The 22,085-nt window shown below is 36.1% G+C and carries 19 protein-coding genes, 1 pseudogene and 1 CRISPR repeat array; of the genes and pseudogenes, 16 read left to right on the top strand and 4 right to left on the bottom strand.

Annotated elements, in window-relative coordinates; genetic code table 11:
• Window positions 1-256 precede the first annotated feature (256 nt).
• The 4 genes from kdpA to kdpC are packed head-to-tail and all read left to right on the top strand — an operon-like array spanning window position 257 to window position 5,023.
• The gene (gene kdpA / locus PN471_RS13960; protein ID WP_271777365.1) at window positions 257-1,999 is read left to right on the top strand and encodes a potassium-transporting ATPase subunit KdpA; all 1,743 of its coding nucleotides are present in this window, start codon (window positions 257-259) and stop codon (window positions 1,997-1,999) included.
• A 52-nt stretch (window positions 2,000-2,051) separates the two neighbouring features.
• Window positions 2,052-4,178, top strand: a complete 2,127-nt coding sequence (gene kdpB, locus PN471_RS13955; RefSeq protein ID WP_271777364.1) for a potassium-transporting ATPase subunit KdpB — start codon at window positions 2,052-2,054, stop codon at window positions 4,176-4,178.
• A gap of 36 nt (window positions 4,179-4,214) precedes the next feature.
• Window positions 4,215-4,409, top strand: a complete 195-nt coding sequence (locus PN471_RS13950) for a potassium-transporting ATPase subunit F (RefSeq protein ID WP_442867158.1) — start codon at window positions 4,215-4,217, stop codon at window positions 4,407-4,409.
• Window positions 4,409-5,023 (top strand): K(+)-transporting ATPase subunit C, encoded by a 615-nt coding sequence (gene kdpC / locus PN471_RS13945; RefSeq protein WP_271777362.1) that lies wholly within the window; start codon window positions 4,409-4,411, stop codon window positions 5,021-5,023. Before PN471_RS13950 ends, kdpC begins: the two co-directional genes overlap by 1 nt.
• 84 nt (window positions 5,024-5,107) lie before the next feature.
• Here the strand turns inward: kdpC and PN471_RS13940 are convergent, their stop codons facing one another.
• From PN471_RS13940 to PN471_RS13930, 3 genes are all read right to left on the bottom strand, one after another.
• Window positions 5,108-5,335, bottom strand: coding sequence for a hypothetical protein (locus PN471_RS13940; protein WP_271777361.1), 228 nt, complete (start codon window positions 5,333-5,335; stop codon window positions 5,108-5,110).
• Window positions 5,336-5,478: 143 nt separating this feature from the next.
• Complete coding sequence (locus tag PN471_RS13935) at window positions 5,479-5,772, bottom strand: hypothetical protein (RefSeq protein ID WP_271777360.1); 294 nt, start codon at window positions 5,770-5,772, stop codon at window positions 5,479-5,481.
• Window positions 5,773-6,001: 229 nt separating this feature from the next.
• Window positions 6,002-6,874, bottom strand: coding sequence for a helix-turn-helix transcriptional regulator (locus PN471_RS13930; protein ID WP_271777359.1), 873 nt, complete (start codon window positions 6,872-6,874; stop codon window positions 6,002-6,004).
• 154 nt (window positions 6,875-7,028) lie between these two features.
• Here PN471_RS13930 and cas3 point away from each other — a divergent pair, with 154 nt between their 5' ends.
• The 7 genes from cas3 to cas5d all read left to right on the top strand — a co-directional run bounded on the left by cas3 (window position 7,029) and on the right by cas5d (window position 16,249).
• On the top strand, window positions 7,029-9,170 hold the full coding sequence (gene cas3 / locus PN471_RS13925) for a type I-D CRISPR-associated helicase Cas3' (protein ID WP_271777372.1): 2,142 nt from the start codon (window positions 7,029-7,031) through the stop codon (window positions 9,168-9,170).
• A 672-nt stretch (window positions 9,171-9,842) separates the two neighbouring features.
• Window positions 9,843-10,103 (top strand): DUF433 domain-containing protein, encoded by a 261-nt coding sequence (locus tag PN471_RS13920; RefSeq protein ID WP_271777358.1) that lies wholly within the window; start codon window positions 9,843-9,845, stop codon window positions 10,101-10,103.
• Window positions 10,100-10,483, top strand: coding sequence for a DUF5615 family PIN-like protein (locus PN471_RS13915; protein ID WP_271777357.1), 384 nt, complete (start codon window positions 10,100-10,102; stop codon window positions 10,481-10,483). The genes PN471_RS13920 and PN471_RS13915 overlap by 4 nt, the downstream gene beginning before the upstream one ends.
• Window positions 10,480-13,833 (top strand): type I-D CRISPR-associated protein Cas10d/Csc3, encoded by a 3,354-nt coding sequence (cas10d, locus tag PN471_RS13910; protein WP_271777356.1) that lies wholly within the window; start codon window positions 10,480-10,482, stop codon window positions 13,831-13,833. Before PN471_RS13915 ends, cas10d begins: the two co-directional genes overlap by 4 nt.
• Window positions 13,834-13,836: 3 nt before the next feature.
• Window positions 13,837-14,442, top strand: coding sequence for a hypothetical protein (locus PN471_RS13905; RefSeq protein WP_271777355.1), 606 nt, complete (start codon window positions 13,837-13,839; stop codon window positions 14,440-14,442).
• A gap of 44 nt (window positions 14,443-14,486) precedes the next feature.
• Complete coding sequence (gene cas7d, locus PN471_RS13900; RefSeq protein WP_271777354.1) at window positions 14,487-15,536, top strand: type I-D CRISPR-associated protein Cas7/Csc2; 1,050 nt, start codon at window positions 14,487-14,489, stop codon at window positions 15,534-15,536.
• 5 nt (window positions 15,537-15,541) lie between these two features.
• The gene (gene cas5d / locus PN471_RS13895; protein WP_271777353.1) at window positions 15,542-16,249 is read left to right on the top strand and encodes a type I-D CRISPR-associated protein Cas5/Csc1; all 708 of its coding nucleotides are present in this window, start codon (window positions 15,542-15,544) and stop codon (window positions 16,247-16,249) included.
• On the opposite strand, the gene PN471_RS13890 is transcribed toward cas5d, so the two are convergent.
• Window positions 16,250-16,669, bottom strand: a complete 420-nt coding sequence (locus PN471_RS13890; protein WP_271777352.1) for a hypothetical protein — start codon at window positions 16,667-16,669, stop codon at window positions 16,250-16,252.
• A gap of 104 nt (window positions 16,670-16,773) precedes the next feature.
• Here PN471_RS13890 and cas6 point away from each other — a divergent pair, with 104 nt between their 5' ends.
• From cas6 to cas2, 5 genes and pseudogenes are all read left to right on the top strand, one after another.
• Window positions 16,774-17,592, top strand: coding sequence for a CRISPR-associated endoribonuclease Cas6 (cas6, locus tag PN471_RS13885; protein ID WP_271777351.1), 819 nt, complete (start codon window positions 16,774-16,776; stop codon window positions 17,590-17,592).
• A gap of 171 nt (window positions 17,593-17,763) precedes the next feature.
• Window positions 17,764-18,200, top strand: a pseudogene (locus PN471_RS23465) (four helix bundle protein).
• A 51-nt stretch (window positions 18,201-18,251) separates the two neighbouring features.
• Complete coding sequence (gene cas4 / locus PN471_RS13870; RefSeq protein ID WP_271777349.1) at window positions 18,252-18,926, top strand: CRISPR-associated protein Cas4; 675 nt, start codon at window positions 18,252-18,254, stop codon at window positions 18,924-18,926.
• Between the two features lie 104 nt (window positions 18,927-19,030).
• Window positions 19,031-20,035: a type I-D CRISPR-associated endonuclease Cas1d gene (cas1d, locus tag PN471_RS13865; RefSeq protein WP_271777348.1), complete on the top strand. Its 1,005-nt coding sequence runs from the start codon at window positions 19,031-19,033 to the stop codon at window positions 20,033-20,035.
• Between the two features lie 112 nt (window positions 20,036-20,147).
• Window positions 20,148-20,420 carry a CRISPR-associated endonuclease Cas2 gene (gene cas2, locus PN471_RS13860; RefSeq protein ID WP_271777370.1) on the top strand — a complete coding sequence of 91 codons (273 nt, stop codon included), beginning with the start codon at window positions 20,148-20,150 and terminating at the stop codon, window positions 20,418-20,420.
• Between the two features lie 227 nt (window positions 20,421-20,647).
• A CRISPR array of direct repeats spans window positions 20,648-22,046; the repeat unit is 37 nt; unit sequence ATTGCAATTTCACTTACTCCCTATTAGGGATTGAAAC.
• Between the last annotated feature and the right edge of the window lie 39 nt (window positions 22,047-22,085).

Below are 22,085 nucleotides of genomic sequence, written 5' to 3'. Positions count from 1 at the left end.
TAAATAAGTCATAAGAATAGGGAATTTCATGATTCGTAAATAACTAATAGAATAAGGTTTCAGATCCCCGACTTCTTTAAGAAGTCGGGGATCTTTTTGTTCGTTTAGAAAAAACTAAACACCATAAACGCCAGATATAGAAAAAATAAACATCCAGCTAAACACAAAATATACCTTGCGAATCTTGTTTTTAGTTACAAAGCAATGAATTATAGAAATTGGTTATTCAATCAGACTATATTCTTAGTCTAAAATTATGATTCAAGGATGGATACAAATAGCATTAACTCTACTCATAGTAGTAGGCATTACACCTACCTTGGGAAAATATATGGCGCGTATTTACCAAGAACAGAGGACAATTCTCGACCCTATATTTGACAAACTTGAAAGATTAATTTACCTGCTCATTGGTGTTCATAGTAAACAAGATATGACCGCTTGGCAATATGCAGCAGCCATATTTTACAGCAACTTAGTTATGGGATGTTTAATATTTTTCATCCTCATAAATCAAGCATGGCTACCTCTCAACCCCACACAAATTGGTGGGATGACCTGGGATACAGCTTTACATACAACCATATCATTTCTGACCAACACAGATCAACAACATTATTTAGGAGAAACTTATCTCAGTTATGGTAGTCAAATTTGGGGAATTGGCTATTTAATGCTTACTTCCGCCGCCACAGGACTAACGGTAGGTATAGCATTTATTAGAGGATTAACAGGCAGACCGTTAGGCAATTTTTATGTAGATTTAATTCGTTCAATGACGCGAATATTGTTACCCATAAGTATAGTAGGAGCAATATTCCTAATAATAGCGGGAGTACCAGAAACATTAGCCGGACCAGCAGTATTTCCCACCTTAGAAAATCCTAGCATTAGTCAGGCGATCGCTCGCGGACCAGTTGCCCATTTGGAAATTATCAAACAACTAGGAGAAAACGGCGGCGGATTTTTTACTATCAATTCTGCCCATCCTTATGAAAACCCCAACGGATTTTCTAACCTCATAGAAATCATCGCCATGTTGTTAATTCCCACATCCCTAATTTACACCTATGGAATATTTGCCAACAACAGCAAACAAGCCTGGTTAGTTTACAGCATGGTAGGCATAATTTTCATTATCTTTATTATCATTACCGCCATAGGAGAATATAACGGCAACCCAGCTATAAACGCCATTTTAGGAAGTACACAACCCAACTTAGAAGGCAAAGAAATCAGATTTGGTTGGGCGCAATCTTCCCTATTTATAGTTGCGACAACTGCCACAATGTGTGGAGCAATTAATAGTTTAATTGATTCATTTATGCCCAACGGTGGTTTTGTTACCTTTGCCAATATGTTTCTCCAAATCATTTGGGGCGGACAAGGAACAGGAACAGCTTATTTATTTACCTACCTCATATTAACCGTCTTTGCTACAGGCTTAATGGTAGGCAGAACACCAGAATTTTTAGGCAGAAAAATCGAAAAACGCGAAGTTGTCCTGGCCAGTTTTTTGATTCTTTTAGTACATCCCATTGCCATCATGATACCAGCCGGAATCACCCTAGCTTTTCCCGACCAACTAGCAGGAATCAGTAACCCCGGTTTTCATGGTTTTGCTCAAGTGCTGTATGAATATACCTCAGCCGCAGCAAACAACGGTTCTGGACTCGAAGGTTTAGGAGACTCCCAACCATCACCTTTAGCCATAGCTATGGGAGCAAAACCCACTATCACCGCTTTATGGTGGAACCTCAGTGCCAGTTTTAGTCTTCTTGCAGGGCGTTTTGTCCCCATTACAGGCTTATTGTTACTAGCAGATAATATGTCTCGTAAACCAAGCGTACCCTTGACGACAGGGACTTTACGGACTGATACGGGATTATTTACTAGTGTCACTGCTGGAATAATTTTGATTTTGGGTGCATTGACGTTTTTTCCGGTTTTGGCTTTTGGTCCTATCGGGGAAGCATTTTGGATCGCTAAAGGATTATAAGTTAAAGTCTCACGCAAAGGCGCAAAGGCGCAAAGATAGAAAGAATAAAGATATGACAAATAATCTTCGTCTTCCTCATGGAACTCGTGACTCCCGCAAGCATACACCGAAAGCAAATATGCAGGGATTGTATCAAAGAGCTATTCGTGAGTCATTTATCAAGCTTGACCCCCGCATTTCTGTCAAAAACCCGGTGATGTTTATTGTTTGGGTGGGGACAATAGTGGTGTTTTTGGTAACACTTGACCCTAATTTATTTGGCACTGTTAAGGCTGATATTAATCAACAACGACTGTTAAATGGGATCATTACTCTGATTTTGTTTTCCACTGTTTTGTTTGCTAATTTTGCGGAAGCTGTGGCGGAAGGAAGGGGTAAGGCGCAAGCTGATACTCTCAGAGCTACCCGTTCCGATACTATGGCTCGGAAAATTTTACCTAATGGGGTGATTGAAACTACTAACTCTACGGAATTACGTAAGGGGGATTTAGTGAAAATCATTGCAGGTGATATGATTCCCGCTGATGGAGAAGTTACTCAAGGTATGGGTTCTGTTGATGAGTCAGCCATTACGGGAGAATCTGCCCCTGTACTCAAACAACCGGGTACGGATATTGCTAGTTCGGTTACAGGTGGTACACGCTTACTTTCCGATGAGTTGGTAATTCGCATTACTGCTGATCCCGGTCAAGGTTTTATTGATAGAATGATTTCTCTGGTAGAAGGTGCAGAACGCAGTAAAACACCTAATGAAATTGCTTTAACTGTGCTGTTGGCAGTTCTTACCCAGGTGTTTTTAATTGTAGTTTCTACTCTTCCTCCTTTTACTGGTTATATCGCTAATTTTATTAGTGTGGTGTTTGGGGAAGAGGCAGGGAATAATTTACGCAATGGTGCAAGTATTGCCATTTTAATTTCTCTGTTAGTAGCTTTAATTCCCACAACTATTGGTGGTTTATTGAGTGCTATTGGGATAGCTGGAATGGATAGAGTCGCGCAATTTAATGTGATTGCTACTTCTGGGAGAGCGGTAGAAGCTTGTGGTGATATTAATACTTTAGTTTTAGATAAAACCGGAACTATTACTTTAGGAAATCGCATGGCCGATGAATTTATTCCTGTGAATAATTACTCTGTGGAAGATGTGGCAAAAATTGCCAAAATTGCCAGTTTGTTTGATGAAACACCGGAAGGTAGATCAATTGTCACGTTAGCAGACAAATATCAAGTAGTGCTAGATGTTGATGTTGATCATGCTGAAGGTGTAGAATTTTCCGCTAAAACTCGCATGAGTGGGATTAATTTAGCTGATGGAAATGAAATCAGAAAAGGTGCGGTAGATGCAATTAAAGGTTTTGTCCGTTCTCGTGGGACTCAAGCACCTCCAGAATTAGATGCGGCTTATGAACAGGTTTCTTTATTAGGTGGTACACCTTTAGCTGTTTGTTTAAATGACCAAATTTATGGGGTAATTTATCTCAAAGATATTGTGAAACCTGGTCTGAAAGAAAGATTTGACCAACTGCGAAGAATGGGGGTAAAAACTATTATGCTCACTGGTGATAATCGCATCACAGCTAGTGTTATTGCCAGGGAAGCAGGAGTTGATGATTTTATTGCTGAAGCTACTCCAGAAGATAAAATTAGTGTCATTCGGGCTGAACAATCTCAAGGTAAATTAGTGGCAATGACGGGAGATGGGACTAATGATGCACCAGCTTTAGCTCAAGCAAATGTGGGTGTAGCTATGAATTCGGGAACACAAGCGGCAAAGGAAGCTGCTAATATGGTGGATTTAGATTCTGATCCTACCAAATTAATTGATTTGGTGACTATTGGTAAACAGTTACTAATTACTCGTGGGGCATTAACTACATTTTCTATTGCTAATGACATTGCTAAATATTTCGCTATCATTCCCACTATTTTTGGTGCTGCTGGGATTGGTGCTTTAAATATTATGGGCTTAAAAAGCGCCCAATCAGCAATAGTTTCGGCTCTAATTTATAACGCTTTAATTATTCCAGCACTGATTCCTATTGCACTCAAGGGTGTAAAGTTTCTACCTCTCACCGCCGATCAATTATTAAAACGCAACATCTTTATTTATGGTGTTGGGGGTATTATTGCGCCCTTTATTGCCATTAAATTAATTGATGTGATTCTCCCTTTACATTAGATGACGATCAAGAGAAGTATAGCAACATCAAAAATTATGCACAAACATCAACTCCCAATTTATTTGTTTTTAGGAATATGCAGCAATTTAATTATTGCTCCAATGGTTTATGCAGTTACATCTGAACAATTTTCTCGTTCACAAGCTTGGGCTTTAGGGTTATTAGGGGTAGGTGTTTTAAGTCTGTCTACTTACTTGTTTGTTGTAATGTTTCAACCGGAGAAATTTTAATGAGTTTTACTAGAGATGCAAACCAGGCTATTCGGGCTACTTTAATTACTTGGATAATTGGTGGCTTAATTTATCCATTGATTATGATTGTTGTTGGTCAAATTGTATTTCCTGATCAAGCTAATGGGAGTTTAATTACTAATAACCAAAAACAAGTTATTGGTTCTGGTTTAATTGGTCAACCTTTCAGTTCTGAACGCTATTTTAATGGTCGTCCCAGTACCACTAATTACAGTACAGCAGATCCAAAGAAGGATGAAAGTGGAGTTTTGAAAACAGGTATATCTGGTGCTAGTAATTTAGCTCCCAGTAATAAAGCATTAATAGAACGGATTCAAGGAAAGGATGGTTTTCAGGGTTTACAAACAGCAGGAATAAAACCGACAGCAGATTTGGTTTATACTTCTGGTTCTAGTCTTGATCCTCATATTAGTTTAGAAGGTGCTAAGGCGCAAATTGCTAGAGTGGCAAAAGCCAGGGGAGTTCAAGAACAAAAACTGGAAAGTTTAATTAATCAGAATATTGATGGGCGTTTTCTTGGTATTTTTGGAGAACCAGGAGTAAATGTTTTGAAATTAAATTTAGCTGTGGATGCTTTAAAATCTGGAGGTTAAATCAGACAAATAATGAAAGTAAAATAAGTTCAAAAGTTAATTTAAAAGTTAATTTACCAAAATTCAGACTTTCAATTATGCAACTTATACATGATAAGCTGTAATAACTGTTTTCTTATCAGGACTATAAATAGATTCTACTCTTGGATATTGTTCATGAATCCACCATACCTTAATTCTATTACCTTGGGCTGCCGCAGTTCCTGATATTGAGTAACCAGCATCAATCATTAGTTGCTCAAATTGAGTTGCGCTTAAAGTTTGACATTTTAACTTTGGTAGTCCCTGTATTTGATGCTTGTTGAGGGTCATGGGTAGTCTGGTAAATTATGAATATCTTTTATCTTACTACCCTATACTTTTCATAACTTATAAAGCAAGAACCTCTATTGGACGTAGTACAATTAATTATTGGACATAGTGCAATTAATTTAAATATCTTTTACGTTACTAACCTATCCTTTTTTCAACTCCTCTCCAAATGAGTCATAAGTTCCCTGGTAAGATGTAAAAATCTTGTACCCTGGCAATACTAAAGCAATACCTATTCTGCTATGAATCTTACCTGGATATTTATAAGGTTGATCATCAGGAACAGCACCACCAATGCGAATATGTATTCCTGGTAGCCATAAGTATAATCCAGGAATTAATAAGTCCATGCTGTAAGCAATTTCTCTCATCGCTTCGTTTTCACTAAGAGCATTATTGCCAGAAAAGCTCAACTTGGTGTTTGTGATGTTCAACATTACGTTTTTAATCTCCAATAGAGATTTTGCTAGTAGTGAGGATCAGTTAGTTTCAATCCCTAATAGGGATTATTGTAACAGGAATAGGAATCTCCACACACTACACTATAGCGGTTATTGTTTGGATGTAATCTAATTGAGGGCGGGGAGACCCCGCCCCTACAGGATTGCGTATCTAGGTTTTCGCTGTGGTGTAAGGTATTTCTCAATCCTTGGCTATGTAATGATATTAACTGATGAGTGATACAGTTAAGTCATAATTTTGACTCATGTTAATGAGTTTTTTTTGAATGAGCGATCGCACATTCTCCGGTGAAACTACAATACAATCAGAGGAATATTGCATAATTTCCCGGATAAACCAAAATGTATTCGATATTTTTCTAATCACTCGCTTCACCTTTGATTTTTCTGGTATCCATTCAACTATTGAATCCTCTGGTTTAGATTGATAGGCAAAAGCTAAGTTGTTTAGTAGGTGCATTTCTACATCTATTTGATCTAAATGCGATCGCCATTTACCAGCAATTTCCGTAATAGCTGCTTCGTTAATTCTGTCTAAACGAAAACACCAGTTATGCTGTAGTGCTTCTATGTCATGGTTATCTAATGTTTCCTGACACCAGCAATCAAGATAGAGGCGTTTTTCATGGGGGGTAATCTTAGCATAGTGAACCGTATAATTTAATATTCTTTCTGCTGCATCTTGATAGGAAAGTTGAAACGGTTGTTGACGCAAGATATAGTGGTCAACTTGTAACCGCCAAGATGGCAGTGAATTGTTTAAAACCTTTTCAATTTCTTTTCGCATTGGTATGGACAATTCACTGCGTTCGAGTAACAAATTGGCGATAATCTGCGCTTGTTCCACTTGTCCAATGTCTGTTAATGCACCTATACAACGGTGTAAGGCGCGGATACGTGATTCCTGCCAGTCATGATTTTTACCAATGATTAATTCATGTTGAGCGATCGCTTTGATCAGTTTGGAGATATTGGGATCATCCCCCCACATCATCCCAAATTCGAGGGCGATCGCTTCTAATTCGGCTTTGTCCCGTTCTGATACCGACAGGGTAATAGACTGACCTTTGCGACTCATTATAAGTGTCCGTATACTTTATACTTGTTTTCTCTTGTCAACTTTTATTTTCAGTGCCATTATAGGTTTTAGCAACGAGTTACGGACAGTTTTTAAGGTAACAATGAAAAACTGCCACCAATGGTTGCAGAAATTCAAAACAGTTATTAAGGGTATGTCAGAAAACTACAGTATTCAATTCAAAGCTGTTTATTCCCAAACAGTCCCCACTCCTGATGGGGTAAAATTGCCTGAAAATTGGTCTTTATCTTGGCATCAATTAGAAACTTTAAAAGCATTACGCGATCCAAATATTGACGTAGTTTTCAACACTGCAATGACAGGTGATGGTAAAAGTTTAGCTGCTTATTTACCAGCTATGACTAATCGCACTTATACATTAGCAATGTATCCAACTAATGAGTTAGCACGAGATCAAGAAAAACAAGTTCAAGGATATAAATCCCTATTTCAACTCCAAGAAAAACCGCAAATAAAACGCTTAAATGCAGCTATTTTAGAGCAATATATAGCTACTTATCAACTGCCTTCAAAACTAGAGGGAGTAGAAGATTTTCCTACTCAAGCTGAAATTCTGTTAACCAACCCCGATATTTTCCACTACATCCATAATTTTTATTACTTGAGAGGAAAAATAGACAATCCTGATAGGTTATTTAGGCGTATAGATGAAAATTTCAAGCTATTTATTTATGATGAATTTCATATTTTCTCATCTCCACAAATAGCCAGTGTGATTAATACGATACTATTAATTAAGCATACTGGAGGAGCTAACAAAAAATTTTTCTTTCTTTCTGCTACACCTAACGAATTACTACAAGGTTATTTTGAAAAAGCTGGAATCAAATATAAAATTATTAATCCCAAAGATGTTGGTGCTTATAAATTTGATTCAATGTCTTCTGATGATCAATGGCGACAAATTAGCCAACCGATTAATTTACACTTTCCTAAAGGGATAGAACCTAATCTTAGTTCTAGTTTCAAATGGATAGAAGAAAATGCAGAAACAGTAATTTTAAAGTTTTTTCAAGACTATCCAAATAGCAAAGGTGCAATTATTCTCAATTCCATTGCAGCAGTCAAAAAGCTACTACCTAAATTAAAAGATATTTTTGAACCACGATGGAAGGTTAGGGAGAACACTGGTTTAACTGGAGAAACTGAAAAATCTCAATCTGTTGCTGAAGCTGATTTACTTTTAGGAACATCAACAATTGATGTAGGTGTAGATTTTCGGATTAATTTCTTAATCTTTGAAGCTGCAGATGCGGGTAATTTTATTCAACGTTTTGGTAGACTTGGAAGACATAAAGGTTTTGAAAATTATCAAGCTTATGCGTTGATACCTAATTTTCTAACAGCAAGATTGTTTGAAGATAAATCTCATCCCTTAGAAAATGAGGAAACCTATGATCGGATCACTTTTACTGATGCTATTCGTAATTCTTGGACATTTAAAAATGAATTTGAAAAATATCCTCAAAGATGGGGTAGTCTGCAATCATATCATATATATTCAGTCCTGAAAAACAATCCCCATATCCGAGAAAAGTATAGAAATATTGAATATCTTGATAAAAAATTTGGTACTAGCATTCAAAGAGCTTTAGGAATAAAACTCGAACATATTCAAGCTCAATATTATCGTTGTAAAGGAGAAAAGAAAGATAAAATCATCGAGGAAGCTAGAAGTTTTCGAGGAAGCAGTCAGTTAGATTGTGCAATTTATGATTTAACAAATCCCAATGAACCCAAAGCAGAAAGATTTAAAATGTATAATCTTCCTGGTATTTTAAGTAACTTTGTGTTTGAGTTATGGGACAAAGATAGTTTTATGACAGAAGCTGAGAAGGTAGGAGTAATTACTACTCGCTTTGATAAAGCTTTGTGTTATCTAAAATTAAGAGATTTCCGAGACGTGAGGGAAGATTGGCACTTTTATTATCCAGGCAATTTACGAGAATTAGGTAAATCTGGAAAGGTGCAACTTCTACCAGATAAAAATCAAGGATTACAAGGTGTGGAGATTTGTCAAAGACACGGTTATGGTATCACTCAAATTAGTGATGCTATTAGTAGACGTAGATTAGTATGCTTTATCTCCGACCGCGATCGCAACTATTTACGCGCTACTTTAGGATTACCCATACACTTTCAAGCATACCCCATTACCAACGAACCAGAGGACAAAACCCCAAGATACACTATTGCCTTTGGACAGGATGCTTTATTGTTGGAAACTCTCACTTGGTATTGGAAACCAAAGGAAGATGAGGGATGGATATGTTAAATTTTTTACCCATGCTTGTAACGGCTAGTAAAATGAAAGATAGATGTAGGGAGATACTTGTGGAGAAAGAAACTTGCCTCAAATCGTATAATAAACGTTTTTCAATCCCTAATAGGGATTACTATAGTATGTATCTAATTATACATAGCTATGCAGTTTTTCTTTCTCCTTACATTCTAGAGTACACAATGTTATTGCAAATAACAAGAGTTAGCCATCATAATTCTTCTTAATCAAATAATTAACGTAACTACTTGATTTTTCTTGAGGTCAATGCCAAAATGGTAAAAACAGACCTCATGGATAATTGCTATGGACATTCATCTTAACGATCAAGATATCTCTAAAAGACTAGAAGACTTACGCGACAGTGTTTCAGCCTTATTAGACCAGGTTAATGAATCAAAATTAGATATAAATGTAAGTAAACGCAAATTAACTAAAACATTCCCACTAAAGCAGAAAGTGAGCAAGAAACGGAGTAATAACTATATCAATAGTAGTGAAGTCTCTACAAATAGTTGGAAATGTGAACGCTGGAATCTCACAGGATGGACTGTAACGCGACAAAGATAAATGTTAGTGCTACTAATGGTTGGGAATATATCGAAGTTAAGAAAAATGGTGAATGGATTTGTTTAGATGAACTACGCAAAATTTGGAGAAACACCAATGACTGAAGATAAATTACTTTCTCGAATATCAATTGACCCAAATATTTGTTTTGGTAAACCTTGCATTCGCGGACATCGAATTTGGGTATCTCTAATCTTAGATTATTTAGCTGGTGGTACAACAATTGAGGAAGTTCTAGAAGCTTATCCCAGCATAGAAAAAGAAGATGTACTAGCTTGTATTGCTTATGGTGCAGAAATGGCGCGAGATGTTTTTGTAGAACTTCCTTTGAATAAAGAAAATAAAGCAAGTGCATGAAATTCAAACTAGATGAAAATATTGATTTGCGTGTTGTAAGTTTATTGCAATTAGCAGGACATGATGTAGCAACAGTACCAGGACAAGGTTTAAATTCTGCACCTGATCCAGAAGTTATTGATGTTTGTCGTCGTGAAGGTAGATGTTTAGTTACTTGCGATAGAGGGTTTGGAAATCGTCTGAAATACAATCCTTCTAATTACTCAGGAATTATAATTATTCGTTTACCTTCTCGTTACATTTATGCTGATTGGCGTGAAGCTATAGAAACCTTAATTACGGGTTTAGAAGCAGCCGATGTAATAGGTAAATTGTGGATAATCCAAAAAGGTAAAATCCTAGAATATCGAGCAATTGAAGAAGAGGAAAAGGATTTATGAATGTATTAGATAACGATTTTGATGATGATTTACCTGAAGTAGAACCAGAACTGGAAACTACAGAAGACAATGATGATGAATCACCTATTAAACGAGAACTTTTAACTATTCGGTTATTCAAAGATGCTATCAAAGAAGCACAAGGTAAAGAAAGGGATACTACCTTAGACATATTCGCAGAAAAGGTATTACCTAATCTAATTCAACAATTAGCAGGTGCTACTGCTAAAGGTGGTAAGTTTTTTGATGTTACCGTAGAGATACTTAATGCTAAAGCTAATGCTAAAAGAGCAAAAGAAGGTAAAGATCCAATTTGTTTTAATCGAGATCATGCTGGTGATCAATCTATTCTTGCTCATTTGCTAAATGGTTTATTCCCTACTTATCGCATTTTGAAAAAATTACAATCTCAAGATGTAGGAACAAACCCAGTTAAACGGCATTGTGAAGAATTGCAAAGTCGTGTATTCATAGTTTCCTACTTACTACATGACTATGAAAAATTTCCTGACTATCAAGATTGGTTAAGTGCTAATGATAGTAAGGATGAGTTTATTAATCGTAAATGGGAGGAAAAACCAGTAAAAAAATACGATGCACCAAATCTAGGACGTGATTTTATTCACAAAAAGATTTTAGATTTTGGTTTGTACTATTTATTAGGTGAAGAGTGGGAACAATTCATTGATGATATCATTGAGATTAGTAATAATTCAGGAGTAAAGCATGATGCTGATTACGGTTTAAATACTCGTGGACTTCAACCTTTAGATGATGAAAGATTAGATAGTAGAATCAGACAAGTTTTAATTGACTTAGTTGCACTTTCTGATTTATTTGCTTCCGCAGTCAAACATCCGCGAGATATAGAATCTGGACGCTTACCTACATTACTCGGTAAATTAAGTAATCATCAATTCAAATTTACCTATCATTCCCTTTCAGAAAATAGAGGTATTCTCACAAATATTCTCAACAATGCTTTAATAGAAGCACATCCTTCTGAATTTTACACACCATTATTATATTTACCTGATGGTGTTGCTTATCTGACGGTTGTGAATGCTCCTGAAATTACAACAGATAATATTCCTGACAAAGTAATTACCAAAATTAAATATCTATGTGCTGAAAAATTGCAAGAAAGACAAACAGGTTTTAATCGTGGTGGTAAAGGTTTAAAATTTGCTGATTATTACTGGCTATTTTTTGATGTAGTTGAATTAATGGAAGTGAGTATTGATGCTGCTTCTCGATTACTTCCAGATTCAAAAATTGCTTCCGTTGGTAAGCGCGGGGAAAGCTTACAAACTTACCAAACACAAGGAGAATTATCAGCAGATTTAAACTTTAAATTTGCTAATGAAATTCGTGTTGATAGATTAGCAGAATTTGGTGATATTCTGTGTAGAGGAATTTGGGATAGTTGGTGTGAAAAAGTTAATGAATGGCAAAAAAAGTTACCAAAAAAAGACAGAAAAGCTATCCCTGATTTAGACTTAACTCAAAAACTGGCTGAATATTTAGAATTATCAGCAGAAGTTCCCGCACTCAGACAAATTCAATCTTTGAAAAAAACAGGAGGTGTCCCACTTGATTGGTATTATCTAGCAGCACAATATTTTCGTAATCATCCTGGTTTAGACTTTGCTCAAATTTTGGATGTGATGAAAGGAATGGTAAATCATGCTGCTAGTTTAATTAGACCAATTATAGCAGAATTTAATGATATGCCTGATGGTTGGGATGATTTAAACACTTACGTCAAGCGAGTAATTTCCTTACCTACAGGAGCAGTTTTAAAACCATTACCAGACTCATTTTTAGTAGAATTAAATCGCTATCAAGCTGCGAAAATTACAGGTAGAGGAAGAGAAAATGTTTGTGCAATTTCTAGTTCTTCCTATACTGTCACAGAGCAAATGGAATCAGCCACTTTATTTGCTCCTCAAGTCTACAGCAATCGGCAAATTTTATTTAATGCTCAAGCTGCAAAACGTCAAATTTGCTCAATTTGGTCAATTGAAATCATGTTGAGACAAATTTTGATGAATCAAACAAATGCTGTAGGTGCAGATTTTGAAGGTCGCAAATATCGCTATCTCTACCTTTATCCTGCTTATTTCTTCACACCAGAAACTAATAAGTTTCTGCAAAAAGCCTACAATCAATTTTCTCGGACTCGGTATGATGCAGAAATGCGTAAACATTTTATCACAGAAAATCAAGTTGCTAAGTTTGAAGTTGAGAATTATCAAAAAGTTGATTCATTGCTGATTAAAAAAAACTTGCAACCAGAAGATGATAAAACTTTTAAAATTAGCTTTGGAAAAGAAACGCTGACGTTTTTCTTCTTAGCATTACCACCAGGGAGAGAACCCACAGATACAGAATCTTGGGTAACACCTGCTTGGTTAGCATTCACATTACCACTTGTTTTAGATGTGAAAGTAGTTGCATCAGAATCACCCATACCACCTTTTATTAGTGGTGCTGATTTTGAACAAACGGTTTTATTAGATGGAGAACATCAAGCAATTCGTTCTTTGATTCGTAAAGATAACTATCGTTTAGATAGTATTTTACCTAGAAGTTCAGAAAAACGTGAATTTTCTCCATTGAATGCTCTTACTGCTGCTTATTCTATTCATTTAGAAGTTAACCGTAAAAAGGATGGTGATCCAGATTGGGGAAAATTAGCAGACTTAGCACGAGATTTAGAAACAAATCCTCTCTATGTCTTTCATTACCTGAATAAATGGTTAAAAAAACAAGACAAAATTGAATCTGTATCTATTGCTAAAACTCGTCTTTACTTAGATTTTTACCACTATTTTGAACCAGGGGGAGAAAAGGTGAATCAACTGCGTAAATTAACAGAACTTTACCGACGATTTTATAGAGCTAAACGCCAATTTGCTAAAGCGAATGCAATTCTCAAACCTATTGATGAAGCTTCTGAAGTGATTTTGAAAATTGATAAAGCTATAGCTGGTGATGGTGATGCTTTAACTGATGTTGTAGCTGCTCGTTTATCAAAATTGATGAACAATGTACGTCGTAAAGCTGCTGAAGGAAAACCAACATTAAGTTTAGTTGATGGTAAATGGAAACCTGCTTTAACTTCAGAAGAAGAACGTCAAGCAGTTTATGAATTTTCTAGGTATTTTGTCAAAGAGATTTTTGAGGGAAGTTTTAAGAGCGATCGCGCACGTTTAGCAGGTCGTCAATTAAACCTCATTCGTGATACCTGTGAATTTCTTTATCGTTTAGCAGATGATGAAGAACGTAAAGCACGTCCCCAAGATGAACCTGATGAAATTACCGAGATTGAAACTGAGGAAAACTAGATTATGACTATTCTTGATCCTACTCAGTCTTATACTTTTAGCAAATATTTTGAGATGCACATTTCACCTCAAGATTTTGCTCAGGAATTTGGTTATACATTTACTCGAAAACGTTTGAGTTTACCCCAATATCAAGAGAACCTAGATCGATTAAAAGAATTGCAAGAACGACTTGATGAAATCCTTCCATACTTTGATTTAGCAAATGAGACAAGTCGCCGAGAAGTATTAATTTCTCCAATAATTTTAGATTTAGTTCACTATACTAAATCTGATGTGAGAATTGAGTATCAAATTAAAGTCAGCGAACAACTACAAGGTTACTTTGATTATCTAATAAGAAATCGAAACAACCTCTTGGTAATCGAAGCTAAAAAAGAGGATTTGGATTATGGTATGACTCAGCTTTTTGCAGAATTAATTGCCCTAGATAAATGGCAAGAGAATCAACAACAAACTCACCTTATTGGTTCAGTTACTACTGGCAAAATATGGGAATTTGCCCAACTTGATCGCACTAATAAACACATCGATCAAGGACTTGATAGCTATCGGGTTCCTGATGATTTAGACCCCTTAATGCGGATTCTCGTTCAAACTCTCATTTAATTTGCTCTCACCGTTATTAAAAACTTACTTCAAGGAAAAACATCATGACACTTTTAAAAACCGTTGACGCTAAATTATTTCAATCAGAAATTCCCTATAAACCAATGGGAAAATATGCCCACTTTCTCACCGTTCGCATTACCGAATCTTATCCATTATTTCAAACAGATAGCGAATTGAATAAAGCAAGGGTAAGGGCTGGAGTTAAACCTGAAAACAAAAACACCATTAGTCGTCTTTCTATGTTCAAGCGTAAACAGTCCACACCTGAAAGATTAGTCGGTCGGGAATTATTGCGAAAATATGAATTTATGAAAGCAGAAGAATGTGAATATAACGTATCTTTTGCAATGGATAATGCTGACTGTATAATCTACGGTTTTGCTATTGGTGATTCTGGTTCAGAAAAATCAAAAGTTGTGGTAGATACGGCATTTTCTATTACAGCATTTGATGAGTCTCATGAAACCTTTACTCTCAATGCTCCTTTTGAAAATGGTACAATGGCTTCTAAAGGAGAAAGTGGTTCTAAACCTGGTGAAGTTACTAGCAGAATTAACCAACAAGATCACATTAGACCACAAGTATTTTTCCCCAGTATTGTCACTTTAAAAGACCCCACAGAAGCTAGTTTTCTTTATGTTTTTAATAACATCCTCAGAACTCGTCACTATGGCGCACAAACAACTCGTACAGGTCGCGTGAGAAATGAGTTAATTGGGGTTATATTTGCTGATGGAGAAATTACCAGTAATCTGCGGTGGACTCAAGCAATATATGACGAAATGAAAGCAAATAATACTCTCAAATCACCAGATCCTTTAGATGAAGATGATGTAATTGCTGCTGCTAAAAGTGCAATTGAGAATTTAATGAATGATGAATTTATTGTGCATACAGATTTTATTGGTGATGCTTTTATACCTCTAATTAACGAAGTTAAAAACCTCACAAATAATGAAGTAGGAATTAAATCACTTTTACAACAAGCTAATGATGAAGCCAAGGCTTATGCTAAAAAGCATATTAAAGGTAAGTCTGAAGAAGCAAAAACCGCAAAATCAAAAGCAGGTAAAAATGCTAAAGCGGAGTAACAAAAATGGTGTTTATTTACCGTTGTCAATTAGAACTACACGACAGTCTTTATTTTGCCACCCGTGAAATTGGTAGACTCTACGAAACCGAGCCAATAATTCATAACTACGCCCTCTGTTATGCACTTGGTTTAGTTGATAGCGAAATCTACTCAACAACCGTATCTGAAGAAGATTCCTATCGTTATTTCTGTCCCGAACAAGTGCCAAAATATGAAGCACATTTAACTCCATTAAATGAACAAGAAATTTACATAACTCCGGCTCGTTCTTTGCATCATTCATCTATTCTCAATACATGGAAATATGCCAATAATAACTACCATGTAGAAATGGAGAAAACCCAAAAGAATATTCCTAGTTTTGGAAGAGCAAAGGAAATTGCACCAGAAAGTCAATTTGAGTTTTTTCTAACTACTCAAAAAGACATCAAATTACCAAAATGGATTCGTTTAGGTAAATGGATGAGTAAAGCAGAAATTACGGTTGAGAAATTACCACAACCAAAAATCAAAACTGATTTATTTACCTGCACTCATCCTTTAAACCCTTTAGATGTCATGTTTACTAATCAAGTTATTAGTTATGACGTGGTAAATATGCCACCAGTTAGCCTCATTCAAAACGTGCAAATACAAGGGGAATATTACTATTTTGATGATGTCAAAAATATAAAACTCCCCAAACAAATGCAATACCGCTTTCGGAATTAATTACTTACCAAAACCTTTACTGCTCTTCTTTATTTTAGGAGGGCGTGAAGGCATTAATTCAGTCAAAAGGCTACCACGATTTTGTAACATTAACTTGCGATTTCGCTCGCGTTGATAAGTAGCTATTTCTTCAGCATGGGGATGATCTGGATCTATTTTGAGATGGGTAATAGAAACTACATATTGTGCTTTATCTTCATCTTCGGGATTATCGTTTTTGCTGACTAATCGGCACATAATCCCACCTTCATCCCCAGAATAAGCTACCCAATCAACTTCAAATTCTTTCTCTGGATTGATTATGTCTCCTCTTGTCTTCAGCATTTTCAATAATTCTTTTGCTGCCTTGACTTTAATTGGTAAACTGGCTTCTAACTTTTTAATGAGTGCCGTTGCTTCACGAGAATTATCAACTGTCATTTGTCTTACTCTTTATTCAACTTTTATGACTTTATACGTTCTATAGTCTGAATCCTTCTTAGTTTTCATTATCTACTTACAAATTGTGCCACACTCCAAAACGTATGCCCCATAGTCTCATCCTCAACATCATCCCCCAATCTCCAATTTACCCCAATTTTCTCACAGGCAGACATTACCACGCCTTATTTCTTAACCTAGTCAGTTCTGTTGATAGGAAATTAGGAGACTACTTACACGAATCAAACGCCGATAAAGCCTTTACTCTCTCCCCATTGCAGGTACAAAACAAACATAAAACCCAATCTGATACTTTGCAATATGCCCATCAAAATCCTATTCCTGCTGGTACTTCTTGTTGGTGGCGTATTTCTTTATTAAATGACAATTTGTTTAATCAGCTTACACCTTTATGGTTAAATATCAACCCCAAACAACCTTGGCACTTAGGTTCAGCTAATCTATATATTACTAGCATTCAAGGTACACCCCAATTTAAACAACCTTGGGCTAATGCTTGTAGTTATTCCCAATTATATCAACAAGCAAGCGAAACAGAACGCAATCTTAATTTCATTTTTTCTACACCTGTAGCTTTTCGTCAAGGTGCATTTGATAATGTTTTACCAACAAGGGAATCTGTATTCAATAGTCTACTAAATCGGTGGCATAAATATAGCGGTATTGAATTAACCAATATTTCTTTTGAATCAGTTTATCCTAGTGCTTTTAATATCAAAACTGAAGTGATTAGCAACTATGAAAATAAATTTATTGGTTGTTTGGGTGAAATCAGTTATCGCATTCTTGGCAATGTAGAAACAACAGCAATTAAACAAATTAACACCTTGGCTGATTTTGCTTTATATGCGGGAATCGGACGTAAAACAACAATGGGAATGGGTATGGTTAGGAGAAGGTGACAGGGAACAGGTGACAGGTGACAGGTGACAGGTGACAGGGAACAGGGAACAGGTGACAGGTAACAGGAAAGAGGAAAGAAGGTAAGAGGGAGAGTTAATAGGTTAGAGGCAAAAGTAAATAAGGGAAGAGGAGTTATTTATGAAGATTGAATCACATCGAGATTTAATTGTGTGGCAAAAATCAATGGATATGGTAGTGAATATCCAAGCTGTTACGCAGCTAAATTTGATAACCATAATTTACTTGAACTTTGTAGTGCGGGCATCTTGCCCGCTAGAATTATACAAACTAAATGCACAACAGCTTATCAATTAGCATCTGCATTTCCAAATACAGAAATTTATCGTCTTACTTCACAAATTACTCGCGCTGCTGCATCTGTTCCAGCCAATATTGCCGAAGGTCATGCAAGAGGAACAACTAAAAACGATTTTGCACATTTTTATCCATAGCTAAGGGTTCATTAATGGAAACAGAAACTTTTTTAATGCTTGCTGTTAGATTAAATTATCTAACTTCAGAACAAGCAAATCCTACATTATCGCTGATTATAGAAATTAGTAAAATGCTCACTTCTCTTCGTCATCGAATCTTAAATAATTCATAGGTAGTTATCTTCCTAGTGTCACCTGTTATCTATCAACTTTTTTAATTAACTATGACTAAACAAAATCAAACTAACTCTCTTCCTACTGTCACCTGTAACCTGTCACCTGTCACCTATTACCAATCACCTGTCACCTCTGATGATGATTACGTTAATATTGCCTCTTTAAATCAATACTCCTATTGTCCTCACCGTTGCTGGTTGATTCATTGTGCTGGAGAGTTTATTGATAATCAATACACAATTGAAGGTACAAGTTTACATGAACGAGTTCACACAGTTGGAGAACAAAATCGTGAGGAAACTTGGCAAATACGCGCCATTTATTTGAAATCAGAGCAATATAAACTTATTGGTAAATCTGATTTAATTGAATTTGAAAATGGCGAATTTTATCCTATTGAATATAAAAGAGGACGTAAAGGAGAATGGGATAATGATGAATTGCAAGTTTGCGCTCAAGCTTTGTGTTTGGAGGAAATGACAGGTAAAAATATCAATACTGGCTATATCTATTATGCTCAAACTCATCAACGGAAATTAGTAGAAATTACCCCAGAATTACGAGGTAGTACCATTGCGACTATTGAAGCTATCCAAACTTTACTGTTTACAGGTGCTATGCCAAAAGCTGTAAAAACAAAACGCTGTGATGGTTGTAGTCTTTATTCTCGATGTTTGCCACAACTTGCTGATAAAGTTGGGCGTTATCAAGAAGCAAATTAACCCAGATACCCGACTTCTGAGATCAATTGATAATTTATGTAGAAAATAAAAAAGAAGTCGGGGATCTTATTTAGTCACCTATTATCTATTTTGAGGATTTAATCATGGGTACTCTTTACATTTCACAGGCAGATTCTTTTATTGGTAAAGTTGATGAAAGAATTAATGTCAAGTTTGAGAAGAAAATTATCATAGATGTACCATTTATTAAGTTAGATAGTGTGGTTGTTTTAGGTCGTTCTACACTTTCCCCTGCTGTTGTTTATGAGTTGATTAATCGTCATATTCCTTTATCGTTTATTGATGAAATGGGACATTATTTAGGACAATTACAACCGGAAATGTCTGGTAATATTTTCATTCGCAAGGCACAATGGCAAGCAGCAGGAGAAACACCCCAATCTATTCATCTGGTGCAAGGGTTTATTAGGGGAAAATTAAAAAATTATCGTCAAACTTTGATGCGTTATCAGCGTGAATTTAATGATATTGATCTATCTAAAAGTATTCCTCGCATTGAACAGGTAATTGCTGCAATTAATTCAACTGAAAGTATCAATTCTTTGCGGGGTTTAGAAGGTTCTGGTAGTGCTGCTTATTTTGGTTGTTTTGATAGTCTAATTCGTAATTCTCAATTTTCTTTTCCTAAGCGTGTCCGTCGTCCACCTACAGATCCGGTAAATTCATTGTTAAGTTTTGGCTATTCTTTATTGCGTCATGATCTGCAAAGTGCTGTGAATATCGTCGGTTTTGATCCATATTTAGGATACCTACATTTCGATCGCTATAATCGTCCTTCTTTAGCTTTAGATTTAATGGAAGAGTTTCGCCCTTTAGTAGTAGATGCGGTAGTTTTATCTAGTTTGAACAAGCAATTATTAACTCCAGCCAATTTCGTAACTGAACCGTTAAGTGGTGCTGTTTCTCTGACTCCAGAAGGACGGAAAACTTTTTTGACTTTGTACGAAAAGAAAAAAATATCGGAGTTTAAACATCCAGTAATGGGGCGTAAATGTAGTTATCGAGAGGCTTTTGAATTGCAAACAAGATTACTGGCTAAGTATTTAATGGGAACAGTTGATAAATATCCCCCTTTGGTCTTGAAGTAGCTATTTAGGTGACAGGTTACAGGTGACAGGTGACGGAAAAGAGTTTTTACCAATTACCTATTACCAATTACCTATTACCAATTACCCATTACCTATTACCCATTACCAGTTTATGAATGTTGTTGTTTCTTACGATATTTCTGAGGATAAACGCCGGACTAAAATCCATAGTATCCTCAAATCCTATGGACAATGGGTGCAGTATAGTATTTTTGAATGTGAGTTAACTGATACTCAATATGCTAAATTGCGATCGCGTCTCAATAAACTCATAAAACCTGAGACCGATAGTATTCGCTTTTACTTCCTTTGTGCTTGCTGTTTTGGTAAGGTGGAAAGAATCGGTGGTGAACAGCCCCGTGATGAGACGATTTTCTTCGCTTAATGCGCGAGGGGGTGGGTGTAAAAAATTCAATTGCTCAAAAAATGCCTGAAATTATGTCTACACAAGCTTTTCATGCAGTTCATGGAGTTCACCCATCCGCGCACATTGCACAGCAGGAGTTTCAGCTATTTTACTCCTTGACACTTTTCTTGAAATGGATTATCATAATAACGTCCGCGCAACTGAACCTTGAAAACTACATATATATAGGCTTTCAGCACCCCGCTATTGCAATTTCACTTACTCCCTATTAGGGATTGAAACTTGTAGTGAAGTCGTAACACCCGTACCCTCTAAGGATTGCAATTTCACTTACTCCCTATTAGGGATTGAAACACCTGCTGCACGGCAATTAAAGCAGTAATACATACATTGCAATTTCACTTACTCCCTATTAGGGATTGAAACTTCACGATCTATCGCTAAAACAAACCTATTCCCGATTGCAATTTCACTTACTCCCTATTAGGGATTGAAACTGATAAATTTTTGCGTGGGCATCTAGATAAAAATATTGCAATTTCACTTACTCCCTATTAGGGATTGAAACTTTTAGTTTCTTGGCATTGCTCAACAATGTATTGCATATTGCAATTTCACTTACTCCCTATTAGGGATTGAAACAGCAGCTAATAAAGAATTGTGTTATATGCCAAAGATTGCAATTTCACTTACTCCCTATTAGGGATTGAAACGATGATAGCTTTGCCAGTGGTAGACCTCAGAACGCATTGCAATTTCACTTACTCCCTATTAGGGATTGAAACCAAGCTGGAACTCATCGGCATTATTTTTCAGAAATTGCAATTTCACTTACTCCCTATTAGGGATTGAAACAGGATTATCGGGTCAGAAATTACCCAACGCGATGATTGCAATTTCACTTACTCCCTATTAGGGATTGAAACTAGTGCTTGCAAGTTGCGTCGGATGTTGTCAGAAAAATTGCAATTTCACTTACTCCCTATTAGGGATTGAAACACATGAACATAATACAAGTTTTCGCCAATTCTGAAATTGCAATTTCACTTACTCCCTATTAGGGATTGAAACGATTGATAATTTTCGTTCTGGAGAAGAGGAGAAGCATTGCAATTTCACTTACTCCCTATTAGGGATTGAAACTTTGGCTACTAGACATTACCTAGTCAATATGGTAATGCAATTTCACTTACTCCCTATTAGGGATTGAAACATATCTTTTTTCTTGAATCTCAGTACAGTAAAATTGCAATTTCACTTACTCCCTATTAGGGATTGAAACTTTGTAATTTAACGCAACCATAACCAGCGCGGATGCATTGCAATTTCACTTACTCCCTATTAGGGATTGAAACACCCTATGAACACAATGCCAAGTTACACCCTGATTATTGCAATTTCACTTACTCCCTATTAGGGATTGAAACTATTGGGATGCCTTGTAACACACTATTTGCGTTAGATTGCAATTTCACTTACTCCCTATTAGGGATTGAAACCATTTTTGCCTAGTTAAATATTTTTTGGTTAAAATTGCAATTTCACTTACTCCCTATTAGGGATTGAAACTAGGTGAGGGGACAGAAGTTGGGTTTATCTGCAATAAGATTGCAATTTCACTTACTCCCTATTAGGGATTGAAACGCCGATTTAGATACCAACAGTGGGACGCAGGGTAATTGC

The organism is Aphanizomenon sp. CS-733/32, assembly GCF_028330045.1.
GTDB lineage: Bacteria > Cyanobacteriota > Cyanobacteriia > Cyanobacteriales > Nostocaceae > Dolichospermum > Dolichospermum gracile.
This window is presented reverse-complemented; position numbering and strand designations above follow the sequence as displayed.

Bases quoted from the DNA above. Each gene is read 5' to 3' on its own strand.
- kdpA (WP_271777365.1), top strand. From the start codon at position 257: ATGATTCAAGGATGGATACAAATAGCATTAACTCTACTCATAGTAGTA.
- kdpB (WP_271777364.1), top strand. From the start codon at position 2,052: ATGACAAATAATCTTCGTCTTCCTCATGGAACTCGTGACTCCCGCAAG.
- PN471_RS13950 (WP_442867158.1), top strand. From the start codon at position 4,215: ATGCACAAACATCAACTCCCAATTTATTTGTTTTTAGGAATATGCAGC.
- kdpC (WP_271777362.1), top strand. From the start codon at position 4,409: ATGAGTTTTACTAGAGATGCAAACCAGGCTATTCGGGCTACTTTAATT.
- PN471_RS13940 (WP_271777361.1), bottom strand. From the start codon at position 5,335: ATGACCCTCAACAAGCATCAAATACAGGGACTACCAAAGTTAAAATGT.
- PN471_RS13935 (WP_271777360.1), bottom strand. From the start codon at position 5,772: ATGTTGAACATCACAAACACCAAGTTGAGCTTTTCTGGCAATAATGCT.
- PN471_RS13930 (WP_271777359.1), bottom strand. From the start codon at position 6,874: ATGAGTCGCAAAGGTCAGTCTATTACCCTGTCGGTATCAGAACGGGAC.
- cas3 (WP_271777372.1), top strand. From the start codon at position 7,029: ATGTCAGAAAACTACAGTATTCAATTCAAAGCTGTTTATTCCCAAACA.
- PN471_RS13920 (WP_271777358.1), top strand. From the start codon at position 9,843: ATGACTGAAGATAAATTACTTTCTCGAATATCAATTGACCCAAATATT.
- PN471_RS13915 (WP_271777357.1), top strand. From the start codon at position 10,100: ATGAAATTCAAACTAGATGAAAATATTGATTTGCGTGTTGTAAGTTTA.
- cas10d (WP_271777356.1), top strand. From the start codon at position 10,480: ATGAATGTATTAGATAACGATTTTGATGATGATTTACCTGAAGTAGAA.
- PN471_RS13905 (WP_271777355.1), top strand. From the start codon at position 13,837: ATGACTATTCTTGATCCTACTCAGTCTTATACTTTTAGCAAATATTTT.
- cas7d (WP_271777354.1), top strand. From the start codon at position 14,487: ATGACACTTTTAAAAACCGTTGACGCTAAATTATTTCAATCAGAAATT.
- cas5d (WP_271777353.1), top strand. From the start codon at position 15,542: ATGGTGTTTATTTACCGTTGTCAATTAGAACTACACGACAGTCTTTAT.
- PN471_RS13890 (WP_271777352.1), bottom strand. From the start codon at position 16,669: ATGACAGTTGATAATTCTCGTGAAGCAACGGCACTCATTAAAAAGTTA.
- cas6 (WP_271777351.1), top strand. From the start codon at position 16,774: ATGCCCCATAGTCTCATCCTCAACATCATCCCCCAATCTCCAATTTAC.
- cas4 (WP_271777349.1), top strand. From the start codon at position 18,252: ATGACTAAACAAAATCAAACTAACTCTCTTCCTACTGTCACCTGTAAC.
- cas1d (WP_271777348.1), top strand. From the start codon at position 19,031: ATGGGTACTCTTTACATTTCACAGGCAGATTCTTTTATTGGTAAAGTT.
- cas2 (WP_271777370.1), top strand. From the start codon at position 20,148: ATGAATGTTGTTGTTTCTTACGATATTTCTGAGGATAAACGCCGGACT.